Raw genomic sequence first — 14,219 nt, forward strand, 5'->3', positions numbered from 1 at the left:
TTATGTCGCAAGTCGATTTTAGACATTTTGTGAAAGCAGCGGTCACGGGCGCTGCGGTGACACTGTTGCTGACGACTGCGGGATGCGCGAACAGTCTGACGGCTGGCGGTCTTGGCGGCGCGTCGGTCACGCGCGTGGATGCCAGCGAATTGCCGGGGCCTGACGGGCAGGTGGGATCGGAGCAGCACTATAGCTATCGTATCGGACCATATGATAAGTTGATTGTCGATGTTCTCGGCATTGAGCAATTATCCGATCGTCGCGTGACTGCGGATGGCGATGGTGCGATCAGCCTGCCGGTTGCGGGTGTGGTCAATCTCAACAATCTGACGCTTGCCGAAGCGATGGAGCGGATGACGCAGCAGCTTCGCGCCGGGCACGTACGCAATCCTCGCGTTGCCATTAACCTTCAGGAATCCGTCAGCCGCTTCGTGACGGTCGATGGAGAGGTGGAGCAGCCTGGGAACTATCCGATGATCGGTGACATGACGCTGATGCGCGGGGTTGCTGCGGCGAAGGGAGCGACCGATTTCGCGAAGCTTCGCGAAGTGGTCATTCATCGCACGGTACAAGGCCGCCAAATGGTCGCGCTATACGATCTTGCCGCTATTCGCCGCGGCGCCTATTCGGACCCAGTCCTTTATCCCAACGATGTTGTTGTTGTGGGCGACTCCCCCTCGCGCCGATTGCTTCAGCAGCTCGTGACCGTTGCGCCGCTCTTCATTTCGCCGCTGATTGCGATTCTGGACAACAGGCGCTAATCCGCACCTTGGCTTTAAGAGTTTGATTTGATGTCAAAAATGGAATTTCTTGGGCAAACGGCCAGCGAAGACGCCGGCACCAGTGCGCCTTCCTGGGCAGCCCCGATGCTGCTGGAATATTGGAACGCATTGAAGCGGCACATCTGGGTGGCCGCGGCGATCATCGCCGTGTCGGTGATTATCGGAACGATCCTGACTCTGCTCATGACGCCGCAATATACGGCCACATCGCGGATCGAGATTGCACGCGAACAGGCCAACGTCACCAATGTCGAGGGGCTGCAGCGCGAGGATGCGACACCCAATCAGGAATTCTATCTGACGCAATATTCGCTGCTCAACGCGCGTTCGCTGGCCGAGCGCGTCGAGCGGCGTTTGCGATTGGCGACGAACAGGGGTTTTTTCGACGCCCATGGCGCGACGCCGGTGGGTGAGGGCATCCTGTCGAATGGCGGCGCCGCTGGTACCGTGTCGGTCGGGAATATGCGTGACCGTCAGAGGCAGGCTGCGGATATTCTTCTCGGCCATGTGACGATTTCGCCGGTGCGCGGCTCTGCACTGGTGGATGTCAGCTATGCCAGCGCGTCGCCGAGTATTTCGCAGTTGATCGCAAAGACTTGGGTGAACGAATTTGCTCAGCAGAGCATGGACCGCCGTCTTGCCTCGACGGCGGACGCTCGCGTATATCTGGAAACCCGGCTTCAGGGCCTGCGCGAGCGCCTGGAGCAGTCGGAGCGCGATCTCGTCAACTATGCGGCCCGGCAAGGTATTGTCCGTTTGTCCGAGACGAAGAGCAGTGATGGAAAGACCCAGACGACGCAGACGCTTGCCTCGAGTAATCTCGATCAATTGAACCGCGTGCTCATTGAAGCCACGGCGGAGCGGACGCTGGCGGAATCCCGCTTGCGCGCCGCGCGGTCGGCGGGCAGCACGCAATTGGCTTTGCAGAACCAGTCATTGAGCAACCTGCGTTCGCGCCGAGCGGAAGCCAACGCCAAATATCAGGATATGCTCGTGCATTTCGAGCCTGAATATCCCGAAGCGCAGGCGGCACGCGAGCAGATCGCGGCCTTGGATCGTGCAATTACGGCCGAGGAAAGGCGGGTTCGGGATTCCTATGCGGCCGATTTCGATGCCGCATCACAGCGCGAAAAGGAATTACGTGGGCGCGTCAACGAACTGCTCGGACAACTCGATTCCGAAAGCCGTTCGAGCATCCAGTACAACATCTATCAGCGTGAGGTGGACACCAACCGGCAACTCTACGATTCCCTGTTGCAGCGCTATAAGGAGATTGGTGTTGCCGGGGTCGGCACCAATAACATCTCGATTGTCGATCCGGCTCCGGTACCCGAAACGCCGTCGTCGCCCAAACTGTTGGTTAACCTGATCCTCGCGTTGCTCGCAGGAACCGGGTTGGCGGCGATCACGATCTTCGTCCTTGAAAATCTTGATGAAAGCCTGCGCGAGCCGCAGCAGGTCGCAGCGAAGCTCGATGTGCCGCTTCTCGGTGCCATTCCGATTATTGAGGATGACGCACTGGAGAATATGAACGATCCAAAGTCGATTCTGTCCGAAGCCTATATGACGGTCAGAACCAATCTCAGCTTTTCGACCGATCATGGCGTGCCAAAGACTTTCGCGCTCACCAGCACGTCCCCCGCCGAAGGCAAATCGACGTCCGCTTATTCGTTGGCTCGCGTGCTGGGCCGCACATCGGGTTCGGTCGTGCTGGTCGATGTCGATATGCGTCGCCCGATTCTGGCATCGCGCTTGGGACTGCAGAGCGGATATGGCGTATCGAACTTCTTGGCAGGCGACGACAATTGGGAGAAACTCGTCCAGGAAACGACCGCGAACAATGTCTATTTCGTCGCGGCGGGTCCCACGCCGCCGAGCGCGTCCGAACTGCTCAGTGGCGAGCGTCTGGCGCTGTTGATCCAGCAACTCGCCAGTCGGTTTGATCACGTCATCCTCGACAGCCCACCGATGCTGGGCCTGTCAGATGCTCCGCTGATCGCAAATGTTGTCGAAGGCGTGGTCTATGTTATCGAGGCCGACCGCACGGCCGTTCGTGCCTCGCAAGCGGCTATCCAGCGGCTTCGTGATTCGCGCGCGCATATCCTGGGCGTGTTGCTCACCAAATATAGCGCCAAGCAGGCAGGTTACGGCTATGGTTACGGCTATGGCTATGGCTATGATTATGGGCGTGAGAAGACCGATGGGGCGCAGGGGTGATTCCGGTCGATCGGGGACATCGGGAAGAGATTCTTGCCTTGCGCTTCACACCATGGATATTCTTGGTACTGCTGTTTGGACTGCTGCTTTCGGTACTTGCGTTCTCGCAGGCCGCGGCGTCGATCGGTATCAAGCTCGATACATTCCGTCCGCTGGGCGGTAGCTTTTTCTCTTGGCGTAGTGCTCAACGCGATCTGGCGATCGAACTGTTCCAGAAACGGAAAAAGTTGCCTGATGCGGCGAAGCTGGTTCGGTCAGGTCATATGGGGCTGCGCTATACACCGCTGTCGGCCCGATCCGTGTGGCTGGTGGGCAAGGGGCTGGAGGCGCGGAAGGATTTCGAGGGCGCCCGTCGCGTGATGGCGGACGCCGAACGGATCACGCGGCGCGATACCGCGGTTCAGTTGTGGCTTGCCGAAGACGCATTTCGTCGCTCGTCGATTGCTGGCGGCCTGGCTCATTACGATCTGATCATGCGTGTCGAGCCGGCGACCCAGCCTGAGATTCTTCCCCGCCTGGCCGCAGTGATGGTAGCGCCTGAAGGGCGGCGCTATCTTCAGCCCTATATTCGCGCGAACAACTCATGGTTCAGACCCTTGCTGATTGCGGCGGTGAACGGCTTGCCCAGGGCGGAACCCGCAGCGCGATTGCTGATCGAACGCCGAGCAAAAGCTCCTGCCATTGCGGAGCTTGAACCGGCATATGCCAAGCTCGTGACCAGACTTGTCGATGAAGGCTCCGTGGACGTCGCGCTGCGGCTCTATCCGCTGCTGCCGAACGGCAAGCCGGATGCGCTGGGTGATGTCAGCGGCGTTACGAAGAACGGGCTTGTCACCGGTTACCCGCCCTTCATCTGGTCGCTGGCGAATGATTCCTTCGGCGCCACCCTGGTCAGCGTCGATGCAAAGGGAAGCGGAATCGAATTTTACGGTTCTTCCGGGACTGTCGGCATGGCCGCGTCCAAGCTCGTCACGCCGGGCGCCGCCTCGCAGCTTCGCTGGCGCGTGTACGACCGATCGACCAATTTGCAGAGCGCGGCGACATGGATCGTGACTTGCGTTGCCGGGAAGGCCAAGGGCGCGGCGCAAACGTCGGTCAATCTGCTCGACGCCGCGACGCCGCTGAACAAGATGATGGCCATGCCGCTGCCATCCGATTGCGACGTGGTGCGGCTCGACATGCGAATTGCGGGCGGTATCGGCACCAATCCGGCCAGCCTGATCGTGGGCGATCTGGAGTTGGCCAAAGCTGCAACGGCGCGCTGACGTGCTCAAACGATCGGTCGATGTTCTGTGCAGCGCGCTGGGACTGATCCTTTTATTGCCCGTTATGGCGCTGGTCGCCATGCTCGTGCGGATCAAGCTGGGGTCGCCGGTGCTTTTCCGGCAGCAGCGCCCCGGATTGCTGGGGCGTCCCTTCGCCATGCTGAAGTTCCGCACCATGACGGACGCATGCGATGCCGACGGGCGGCTGTTGTCCGACGCGGAGCGGCTGACCGCCTTCGGCAAGTGGCTGCGTTCGGCGAGCCTCGACGAATTGCCGGAACTCTGGAATGTCCTGCGCGGCGACATGAGCCTGGTGGGACCGCGTCCGCTATTGATGCAATATCTCCCGCTCTATTCCCCTGAGCAGGCACGGCGCCATCTCGTCCGGCCGGGACTGACGGGATGGGCGCAGGTCTGCGGGCGTAACGCGCTCAGTTGGGATGAGAAATTCAAGCTCGACGTCTGGTATGTCGATCATCGCAATCTTTGGGTCGATATGAAGATCATGTTGTTGACGATCTGGAAAGTGTTCCGGCGGGACGGCATCAGTGCGGCCGACAACGCGACAATGCCTGTCTTTAGGGGGACCGAAGGCATGGGCGATCATGGCTGATGTTCTGCTCCTTTCGGCCGGGAGACGGGTTTCGCTGTTTCGGGGCGTGGCAAAGGCCGCGGAGGCGCGCGGACTGAGCGTAGCCACTGCCGACATGAACCCCGATATGAGTGCGGCCTGTCAGGTCTCGGGCCAGTCCTTTCGTTTGCCGCATGTGCGATCAGATGAATATCTCGCCGCGCTTGAGGATTGCTGCCGCCGCAATGGTGTCCGCCTGGTCATTCCGACGATCGACACCGAGCTGCCCGTTCTGGCCTCTCTGCGGTCGCATTTCGCGACATTCGGATGTTTTCTTGCCGTGTCGGAAGCGCCGGTTATCGACGCTTGCGCGGACAAGCGGAAGACGATTTCCTTTTTCGAACCCTATGGCCTGCGGTCGCCGATGCTCTACGATCCGGCACATCTTGCCTATCCCCTGATCGTCAAGCCTTATGACGGTTCGCTTAGTGTCGGCATATCGGTGGTGCGAGCGCCGGAAGACCTCACGGCCGCGCATCTGGCGGAACCGCGCAATATATTCTGCCAGTATCTCGACCCTGCCGAGTTCGAGGAATATACTTGCGACGCCTATTATGATCGAAGCGGCGCGATGCGGTGCGTCGTGCCTCGACTGCGTATCGAAGTGCGGGGCGGCGAAGTGGCGAAGGGACGGGCTGTCCGCAACAATATCGTGGCCCACCTCAAGGACCGGATTGGGCAGATCGATGGCGCGGTGGGCTGCCTGACCATTCAGGTGATGCGCCATCGCGAAACGTCCGAGATATTCCTGATCGAGGTCAATCCGCGGTTCGGCGGCGGCTATCCGCTGACCGCGCGGAGCGGCGCGCGCTATCACGAATGGCTGATCGACGAATATCTGATGGGCGCCGCGATCCCCGACTATGACGATTGGCGCGACGGCTTGATGATGTTGCGTTACGATGCCGAGGTGTTCGTTGGCGAATGACCCCGTTCATTTCGTGTTCGACCTCGATGACACGCTCTATTTCGAAGAGGACTATGTCCGGTCCGCTTTGCGTTTCGTTGGTGGAGAGGTCGCGGAACGCTTCTCGTTAGCTAATGCCGCTGACCGGCTGCTGGTGCTTCGTGCGGCCGGTGAGAAGAATCCGATAGGCCGGTTATGGGACGAACATGGCTTGCCGCCGGATATACGGAGCACCGTTCTCGACGCGATGCGCGCCCATGTGCCGGCCATTTCCCTTCGGCCGGATGCCGCGGATTTTATTGATGTCCTGCGCGCGGACAGGACCGCTTACGCCATCGTGACCGACGGACGCAGCGTAACGCAACGCGCGAAGATCTCGGCGTTAAATTGTCTCGATGCGGCCTATATCTCGGTGTCGGAAGAAGTCGGACTTTTGAAGACCGATCCCGCTCGCTTCGCGGCTGTGGAGGAGCGATTAGGCGAGGGGCGTTATGTCTACGTCGGCGACAATCCGGCGAAGGATTTCGCCGCGCCGAACGGCCTTGGTTGGCTGACCATTATGTTGGTTCACGATGGGCAAGGAGTTCATGGGCAGCATCTACCGCCCGACCGGAGCTATCACCCCCAATTCGCCATGCGAAGCTTTGCCGAGCTTGCCGAACTGGCGTCCTGCCCGGCTCGTGGCCGCGATGTCGTTCCGCTTGTGCGGCGACCGGAAGAGCATTAGTCGGGACCGCTGCTGGGAACTGAAAGCAACATGACTTCGCTCTACGAAAACAAGATTCTTCGCTCCATCGCGCTTCCTGTGCTGAAGGCGGTCAACCGGGACATCCGGATACGCCATCACTGGACGGGGCGGCCGGTGAAGCTCAACCTGTTCGCGCACAAAGGCTATTGGTATCACGGCCGCAACCGCGAAAAGGAGGAGATGGAAGCCATCCGTCTGCTAATCGACGATGGCGATATCGCGGTCGAGGTCGGCGGGCATATCGGCTATATCAGCATGCTTCTGTCACAGGCCGTAGGGCGGGGCAGCGTGATCGTTTTCGAACCGGGATCGAACAACCTCCCATATCTTCGCGCGAATATCGCGGGTCTCGACAATGTCAGGCTGATCGAAAAGGGTTGCGGCTCGCAAGCCGAAGACCTGGTCTTCTACGAAGAGAGTTTGACGGGGCAGAACAACAGCTTCGTGCCGGACTTCCAGGGGTTGCAGAGCAACGCAGCCCATGCGGGGACAGTCGATGTCGATGTCACCAGCAGCGTCGTACAGGTCGTGCGGGTCGATCAGGAGGTTCCCGATGCCCCGTCGTTCGTCAAGATCGACGTCGAGGGTTTCGAACTGGCAGTGCTGCACGGCGCCGAAGGCTGGTTCACCGCGGGCGCCACGCCGCCCATCTTCATGATCGAAGTGCAGGCCGATCAGGCCGCCGTCACCGACTGGTTCCATAGCCGGGGATATCGCCTGTTCGAAATCGACGGAACGGCGATGCCGTCGATCCCCGAAATGACGATCAATCTGTTCGCCCTCCATCCCACCGAACACAAGCGCCAGATCGCAAACTGGCTGGGCGCGGAATGAACCCGGCTTCAAGGGCGGCCGCCTGATTGCGCTGCTACATCGCCTTCTTCGCCGCCGCGTAAATCTGATCTTTTTTCTCGCTTGGCGGATAGTTGATCAGGACGGCGCGCAAGGACCCCTTGAATACGAACAGGCTGCCTGCGGACGCGCCGATCGTCCCGCAAGCGCCGATCAGGGCCGCGATATCGTCCAGCGACCCCGCACCGCCCAAAATCGTTAGCGGAACCTGGAGGCGGCTACGCATCTCTGCCGCGAGATCGATATCATAGCCGGTCATCGTGCCGTCGCGATCGACCGAGTTGATGACGATCTCTCCCGCGCCCGCGCGTTCCAGCTCGACCGCCAGGTCGATCGGCGCGATCGTATGCGCGCGCGTCGCATTATGGGTCGTGACTTCCAGTCCCTTGCGGAACATGCCGGTCCTGCGGCGAACGTCGATGACGGCGACGACGCTCTGCCGGCCGATCCGTTCGGCGATTTCCGACAGGAGGGCAGGGCGGTCGATCGCGGCGGCGCTGAGCGCCACTTTTTCGACACCGAGCCCGATGATCCGTTCGGCTTGTTCAACGCTGTGGACTCCGCCGCCGTAACAGAGCGGCATCCGGCATTCGGCCGCCAGATTGGCGATCATGCGGTAATCGGGCGCCGTGCCGTTTACGGTGGCGTCGATGTCGAGCACGACCAGTTCGTCCGCTTCCTTTTCATTGAAGATCTTCACGGCATTGATGGGGTCGCCGACATATTTCGGATCCTTGAAGCCGATTGTTTTGACGAGGCCACCGTCGTGCACGAGCAGGGTCGGGATGATGCGAGGTCTCAGCATGATCAGGTCCGCGCAAAGTTGCGGAGCAGCGCCTGGCCCCAATGATGGCTTTTTTCCGGATGGAATTGTACGCCATAGACGTGGCCGTTCGACACGGCGCAACTGAACCTGTCTCCATATTCGACGGTAGCGAGGACATTCCTGTCGTCGTGGCATTCGAAATAATAGGAATGGAGGAAATAATAGCGCAAATCGTCAAGGCCGTCGAACAGGACGACATCGGCGCGCGCGGTGACGTCGTTCCATCCCATATGCGGCATGGGCAGATCCTTGGCCTTTTCGAGGCGATCGATTTGCCGGACCCGGCCCGGAATCCATCCCAATCCCGGCAGCTGGCCTTCGTCGCTGTCCTCCGCCAGCATCTGCATCCCCACGCAAATGCCGAGGATGCGCAGGTCGGTTTCGGCGATCATCCGTTCGACGGGCGCGCGAAAGCCCGACTGGTCGAACAGGCTCATGGCCCGGTCGAATGCCCCGACGCCGGGGAGTATGACATGGCTCGCCCCGGCCAAGGCCGCGGGGTCGGTAACGCGCTCCGCGGGAATGCCGAGCCGCTTGTAAGTGTTGAGGAACGCCTGGATGTTGCCCAGGCCATAATCGATGATCCGGATCACCTGAACAGTCGCTTTTCCAAACCCAGAAACCGCATCGCGGCGGCGCCGATGCCGATCGCCCAGCGCTTGTTGGGATAGTCGTGATAGGTCTTGTTCTCGCCCTCGAAAATCATCTGCAGTTCATCGACCGTCATGTCGAGCTTGTTCGCGACGAACTCGAACTCCTGCTTGATGAAATGATCGTCCAATTCGGGCCTCGATATCCGCTCGATAGCGGCCTCGCGCGTCAACTGGCCGGTCATGATGAGGCTGGAGAAATGCGCGCGGCGCTTTTCATATCCGAATTTGCGCGGCATCCAGAAATCCTCATAAAAGCGCGTGAAACGCGATTCGTGATGCTTGTGCTGAAAGCGCTGCCACCCGAACCGGCGCTCAAGCTCGGCCTCGGCGTCCGCCTTGATATAGGGGACGAGGTTCAACGGCTTGACGATCTGCATGCCCAGAACGCGCTGATACCATATCTTATAGGTCATGATGTCGACGAGCGGGAATGTCTTGAGCGGACGCTTGCCGAACCGCTTGTGGATCGCCATCACCAGCTTTTTGTCGATCCCTGGATATGCGCCCCATTCCTCGGGTTCGCGGCAGCATTCGGTCGAATAGTTCGCGCCGGTCAGGACATATTTGATCCCATGCTTGCGCGCGAATTTATAGAGCGCCGAAAAGAAGGCGGCGTCCTGCGGGAAATCCTGATCCGGAATCTGGGCGTGGAAGAAGGCGGCTTGCAGATCCTTCATCTCCTGCCAGTTCACGACCTCGGTAAAAAGCTCCAGCCCCAGCCCGTCGACCAGCTTTTCGATATTCCCGACCGCCTGGTCGGTGTTCCAGCCGGCATCGACATGGAAGAGCAGGGGACGCAGGCCCATGCGCTCACATGCGATATAGGTCGCATAGGAACTGTCGAGACCACCGCTCAGCCCGATGATGCAATCGAAATCCTTGCCTTGGCCCTCCTTGCGGATGCGGGCCGCAATGTCATCGAGTTCGCGCGCGCCGCGTTCGTCCGTGTGCCAGTTGGGACGGATATGCTCGTCGAAATTCTGGCAATATTCGCACAGGCCATCGTCGTCGAACGCGATGTTCGGGTCCGACGTGTCCATGATGCAGCGCGCGCAAATCTGATATGTCCGGTCAGCAGCTTGGCTGGTCATAGAAATTCCAACTTTCGTGAATCGGCAAATCGATCGAGCCTGCCCATTGTGCTGCGACTAGCCAATAATCGCGCGCCCGAAAAGCGCGCCGGACAGTTTTTCGGCATCATGTCCCGTCATTGGCGATCATGGCGCGCACGATCTCTTCCGAGAGGTCCCGGTCGAGCCAGCGCTGCCGCGGCGGCGTCGTGAAAGTCTGCATCCTGCCGACGTCCGCGATCAGGCAGTCCTGATCGACGGCCCTGCGTGCCATCGCGCCGAATTGCAGCAAGGCGGGGTCGGCACCCAGGATATCGGCAACGGCTTCGCAGACCTGACGGACAGTGACGCCGATGCCGGTGCCGATATTGCTGATCGCGGAATCATTTTCGACTGCTGCGTCGGCCAAGGCCGCGAGAGCCGCACAGACATCGTCGACATGAACGAAATCGCGCCGCTGGGCGCCGTCGCTGAGCGGCACCGCCTCGCCGGTCCGCAGTTTTCCGATCAGCCAGGGCAGCAATCGCGCGGGCGTCTCGCCGGGGCCATATACGGCAAAGAGCCGCGCAACGCGGATGTCGAGACCATGCGAGGCGCGCAGCGCCAGACCGAGATTGGTGCCGCTGAACTTTGCGCAGCCATAGGCCGTATCGGGCGCGCATCGATGGCGTTCAGAAAAGGTGCCGGATCGGCCATATTCGGCCATGCTGCCCGTATAGACCAATCGGCAATGGGCGGGCATCGCATAGGCCAGATTGGCGAGCATCCGCTGCTCGTCGGCGATCAGCGACCATGATTCCTCGCCCGCGGACGGCAGGACGGAGGCGAGGTGATAGATGACGTCGGGCTTCATCTCGGCGAGCGCCGACCGGACCGCGTCACTGTCGCGCAAATCCCCGTCGGAGCGCGTCCATGCGCGAACGTCGCCGCCGTTCGCCCGTAGCGATGCGACAAGACGGCGCCCGACGAACCCGCCCGCGCCCGTCACCAGCGTGCGGTTACGCCCGGACACGTCCGCTGTCCCCGGCGGCCGTCGCGGCCGCGCCATAGGCCTCGCTCAACTGCTCGGCAACGCGAGCCCAGGTATAGCGGCGATCGAAAAGCGCGCGCGCGTTCCGGCCCATCGCCGCCAGTTCCTCGTCCGTCAGCGCGAGGAGGAGCCGCAAGCCCGCCTCGATCGCTTCCGGCGTCGGATCGACGACCACGCCTGCGCCTTCGCTGGCGACCAGCGGCACATGGCAATAGCGCGTGATCAGCGAGGGAAGGCCGTGCGCGAGCGCCTCTGTCAGCGCGACCGAAAAGCCCTCCGCATGCGACGGCAGCACGAAGATGTCGCACAGCGAATAGACGAAATGACTTTCCGGCCCCGTCAGCCGCGTGGTCAGGACGATGCGGTCCGGCGCCGGGCATTGCGCGACGAGGCTGGCGACCCGCGCGCCATAATCCTCGTCCTTCATGATGCCGGCTATCAGCAGGCCCACGCCCGGAAAGTCGAGGGCTACGGCATTGAAGGCCTTGACCAGCATGTCGAGCCCTTTTTCGGGATGGATGCGGCTATAGAAGAGAAGCGAACAGTCCCATTGGTCGAATTGGGGCGCGATGGCCGCCAGCTTCTGCCGGGATCCGGGTGTCGCGGGCCTTTGTCCGACCGCTGCGTCGACGCCGTTGGGAATATAATATTTGCGCATTCCGGGTGTCGGGTCCCAGCTTTCCGCATCCTCCGTCTCGCTGCCGAAGATCACGCCGCTGGCGTCGCGAAACACCGGGCGGAAGCCCAGGAAAGTCAACGCGGCGCGCTTCTTGATCCATTTGCTCCGCGATGACGTGAGCGCGCGCCGGTCGAGCAGGCCGTGCGTCGACAGGAAATAGGGTGTCCCCGCGCGCTGCGCCATCTTGGCCGCCAACAGGAGCGCGGGGGTCCAGAAGCCATGGACATGCACTACGTCGGCCGCGGCGACGGCATCGCGCATCGCCGGGTCGATCCGGTCGAGGCCCAGCAGATGCGAAAGACCGACCGGCGCGCAGAAGGTCATCTCGACGCCCGCATCGCGCATCGCGGCCCATGTCGAACAGACGTCGGCTTCGTCGCCGGGTTGCAGGGTCGTGAGGACCGTCACGGCATGACCCAGCCCGCGAAGCGCGATGGCCGAACCCGCGACGACCGCCGGGGGACCGCCGTCGCGTGGATGCATCCCGTCGATGACCAGCAAGATCCGCATATCAATCGATCGAGCCGACGCCGATCCCGCGTTCGGCCATGGCGCGTTCGAACGCCGCAATCTGGCCCAGTGTCGCCTGACGCAGCAGGGCAGGGTCGTCGAGCCATTGCTTGTACCAGCCGACGGTCTGCCGAACGAGCGCATCAAGGTGCCAGCATGGCTTCCAGTGCAGAAGCCCCATCGCCTTGTCGCAATTGAGCGAGAGCAGCGATGCTTCTTTCGGATGCGGGCCGTTCGACATGGTCGATGCGGCGTCGTCGCCCCATTCTTCCACCATCATGCGGACGATCCTTCCCACGGGCTGGACGTCGTCGGTCGCCGGACCGAAGTTCCAGCCTGAACAATAATCGTCCCCGTTCTGCGACAACAGGCGCGCGGCGAGCAGCAGGTAACCGCCCAGTGGTTCCAGCACATGCTGCCAGGGGCGCGTGGCGCCGGGGTTGCGCAAGGCGACCTTTTCGCCTTTCGAAAAGGCGCGGATGCAGTCGGGCACGATGCGGTCCTTTGCCCAGTCGCCGCCGCCGATCACATTGCCCGCCCTGGCCGACGCCAGCCTGACTCCGCTGTCGCCGCCGAAGAAGCTGCGCCGCCAGGACGAAACGACCAGTTCGGTCGCCCCCTTGCTCATGCTGTAGGGGTCGTGCCCGCCCATCGGGTCGTCCTCGCGATAGCCCCAGATCCAGTCGCGATTTTCATAGCATTTGTCGGACGTGACGACGACGACCGCGCAGGGTGAACCAAGCGCCCGGACTGCTTCCAGCAGATTGGCGGTCCCGACGATGTTGGTCGTCACCGTATCGAGCGGATCGTCATAGGATTGCCGGACGATCGGCTGCGCCGCCAGGTGAAAGACGATGTCCGGTCGCGTTTCGCGCACGAACTGCGTCATCGCGGCGAGGTCGCGTATGTCGCCGATCCGGTGGCGGATGCCTTCGTCGATGCCGCACAGGTCGAACATTGCGGGACTGGTCGGCGGCGCCAGTGAGTAGCCGGCCACGTCCGCGCCCAGTCGTTCCAGCCAGAGGCTCAGCCAGCTTCCCTTGAAGCCGGTGTGGCCGGTGACGAGCACGCGCTTGCCACGAAACGCCTCCAGAAACTCAGGTGTCACTGCCAGGGTGCTTTCGCCTGGCCGGCCAGCTTCTCAAGCAGTTCCCAGTCTCGGGCGGTATCCATGCACTGCCAGAAACCGGAATGCTGGAACATCATCAACTCGCCGTCGAGCGCCGCCCGTTCGAGCGGCGCGCGTTCCAGCATGATGTTGTCCGCGTCCGGAACCTCGCAATAGCGCCGCACGAACTCACGATCCAGCACCATGAAACCGCCGTTGATATACCGGTCCGTGGTCTCGGGCTTTTCCATGAGCGTGGCGACTCTTGCCCCATCGAGGTCGAGTTCGCCGAACCGGCCCGGCGGCGCCACCCCGGTGATGGTCGCGAGGCGGCCATGGTCCCTGTGGAACGACAAGAGGCGCGCGAAGTCCACGTTGGAAAGGCCGTCGCCATAGGTCAGGAAGAAAGGCCCCTCCGGGTCGAGATAGCGGGCGATACGGGCAATCCGCCCGGCAGTCTGCGTTTCCGTGCCGGTGTCGGCGATCGTGACCGTCCAGTCGTTTTCGCTTTCGCCCAGGAACTGGACCTCTCCCGTCCGGGTGTTGACCCGCATGTCGCCGTCGAACAGCCTGGAGTGGAGGAAATATTGCTTGATCATCTCCGACAAATGACCCGCGCAGAGGACGAAATCGGTGAAGCCCTGCTGCGCATAGCATTTCATGATGTGCCACAGGATCGGACGGCCGTTGATTTCGACGAGCGGCTTGGGAAGCCGTCGTCCCGTCAGTTCGCCGAGCCGCGTGCCCTTGCCGCCACACAACAACACAACCTTCACGTGCCGCATTCCTTTCGGGGATAGGGGAGACGATCGTCTGTTGTCCCGGACGAATTCCCTGTTGCGCCTTCATCGCCTTGCGCGCGCCTATATCCAATCCTGCCGCGCGTTGCCAAGCTTCCTCTGGCCCATGATCCGCCGCCTCGCCGGGCAGCGTCCTGCATC

The 14,219-nt window shown here is 61.6% G+C and carries 14 protein-coding genes; 7 read left to right on the plus strand and 7 right to left on the minus strand.

The features are described 5' to 3' along the window. Window positions 1-2 precede the first annotated feature (2 nt). Genes AC2S9W_RS12850 through AC2S9W_RS12880 form a run of 7 tightly spaced genes read left to right on the plus strand, consistent with a single transcriptional unit; the run spans window position 3 to window position 7,384 of the window. A complete protein-coding gene (locus AC2S9W_RS12850) occupies window positions 3-761 on the plus strand; it encodes a polysaccharide biosynthesis/export family protein (protein ID WP_286750146.1) in 759 nt (252 codons plus the stop codon). Between the two features lie 30 nt (window positions 762-791). Then, on the plus strand, window positions 792-2,999 hold the full coding sequence (locus AC2S9W_RS12855) for a GumC family protein (protein ID WP_486570963.1): 2,208 nt from the start codon (window positions 792-794) through the stop codon (window positions 2,997-2,999). Continuing rightward, window positions 2,996-4,264, plus strand: coding sequence for a tetratricopeptide repeat protein (locus AC2S9W_RS12860; protein ID WP_286750144.1), 1,269 nt, complete (start codon window positions 2,996-2,998; stop codon window positions 4,262-4,264). Before AC2S9W_RS12855 ends, AC2S9W_RS12860 begins: the two co-directional genes overlap by 4 nt. A 1-nt stretch (window position 4,265) precedes the next feature. Next, the gene (locus AC2S9W_RS12865) at window positions 4,266-4,877 is read left to right on the plus strand and encodes a sugar transferase (protein ID WP_286750143.1); all 612 of its coding nucleotides are present in this window, start codon (window positions 4,266-4,268) and stop codon (window positions 4,875-4,877) included. Continuing rightward, the gene (locus AC2S9W_RS12870) at window positions 4,813-5,823 is read left to right on the plus strand and encodes an ATP-grasp domain-containing protein (protein ID WP_486570964.1); all 1,011 of its coding nucleotides are present in this window, start codon (window positions 4,813-4,815) and stop codon (window positions 5,821-5,823) included. Before AC2S9W_RS12865 ends, AC2S9W_RS12870 begins: the two co-directional genes overlap by 65 nt. 13 nt (window positions 5,824-5,836) lie before the next feature. Further along, a complete protein-coding gene (locus tag AC2S9W_RS12875) occupies window positions 5,837-6,529 on the plus strand; it encodes an HAD family hydrolase (RefSeq protein WP_286750141.1) in 693 nt (230 codons plus the stop codon). Between the two features lie 30 nt (window positions 6,530-6,559). Continuing rightward, window positions 6,560-7,384: an FkbM family methyltransferase gene (locus AC2S9W_RS12880; RefSeq protein ID WP_486570965.1), complete on the plus strand. Its 825-nt coding sequence runs from the start codon at window positions 6,560-6,562 to the stop codon at window positions 7,382-7,384. A gap of 34 nt (window positions 7,385-7,418) precedes the next feature. Here AC2S9W_RS12880 and AC2S9W_RS12885 read toward each other — a convergent pair whose 3' ends face one another. The 7 genes from AC2S9W_RS12885 to AC2S9W_RS12915 all read right to left on the minus strand — a co-directional run bounded on the left by AC2S9W_RS12885 (window position 7,419) and on the right by AC2S9W_RS12915 (window position 14,063). Continuing rightward, the gene (locus AC2S9W_RS12885) at window positions 7,419-8,309 is read right to left on the minus strand and encodes an AglZ/HisF2 family acetamidino modification protein (protein ID WP_486570966.1); all 891 of its coding nucleotides are present in this window, start codon (window positions 8,307-8,309) and stop codon (window positions 7,419-7,421) included. Further along, window positions 8,210-8,821: an imidazole glycerol phosphate synthase subunit HisH gene (gene hisH / locus AC2S9W_RS12890; RefSeq protein ID WP_486570967.1), complete on the minus strand. Its 612-nt coding sequence runs from the start codon at window positions 8,819-8,821 to the stop codon at window positions 8,210-8,212. Before hisH ends, AC2S9W_RS12885 begins: the two co-directional genes overlap by 100 nt. Beyond that, window positions 8,818-9,972 carry an N-acetyl sugar amidotransferase gene (locus AC2S9W_RS12895; RefSeq protein WP_486570968.1) on the minus strand — a complete coding sequence of 385 codons (1,155 nt, stop codon included), beginning with the start codon at window positions 9,970-9,972 and terminating at the stop codon, window positions 8,818-8,820. Before AC2S9W_RS12895 ends, hisH begins: the two co-directional genes overlap by 4 nt. Before the next feature lie 106 nt (window positions 9,973-10,078). After that, window positions 10,079-10,963, minus strand: coding sequence for an NAD-dependent epimerase/dehydratase family protein (locus AC2S9W_RS12900; protein WP_486570969.1), 885 nt, complete (start codon window positions 10,961-10,963; stop codon window positions 10,079-10,081). Continuing rightward, window positions 10,950-12,170, minus strand: a complete 1,221-nt coding sequence (locus AC2S9W_RS12905; RefSeq protein ID WP_486570970.1) for a glycosyltransferase — start codon at window positions 12,168-12,170, stop codon at window positions 10,950-10,952. Before AC2S9W_RS12905 ends, AC2S9W_RS12900 begins: the two co-directional genes overlap by 14 nt. Window position 12,171: 1 nt before the next feature. After that, window positions 12,172-13,278: a CDP-glucose 4,6-dehydratase gene (rfbG, locus tag AC2S9W_RS12910; RefSeq protein ID WP_486570971.1), complete on the minus strand. Its 1,107-nt coding sequence runs from the start codon at window positions 13,276-13,278 to the stop codon at window positions 12,172-12,174. Continuing rightward, window positions 13,275-14,063 carry a sugar phosphate nucleotidyltransferase gene (locus AC2S9W_RS12915; protein ID WP_486570972.1) on the minus strand — a complete coding sequence of 263 codons (789 nt, stop codon included), beginning with the start codon at window positions 14,061-14,063 and terminating at the stop codon, window positions 13,275-13,277. Before AC2S9W_RS12915 ends, rfbG begins: the two co-directional genes overlap by 4 nt. Window positions 14,064-14,219: the final 156 nt, after the last annotated feature.

The sequence above is a fragment of the Sphingopyxis sp. 550B genome, from assembly GCF_057401805.1.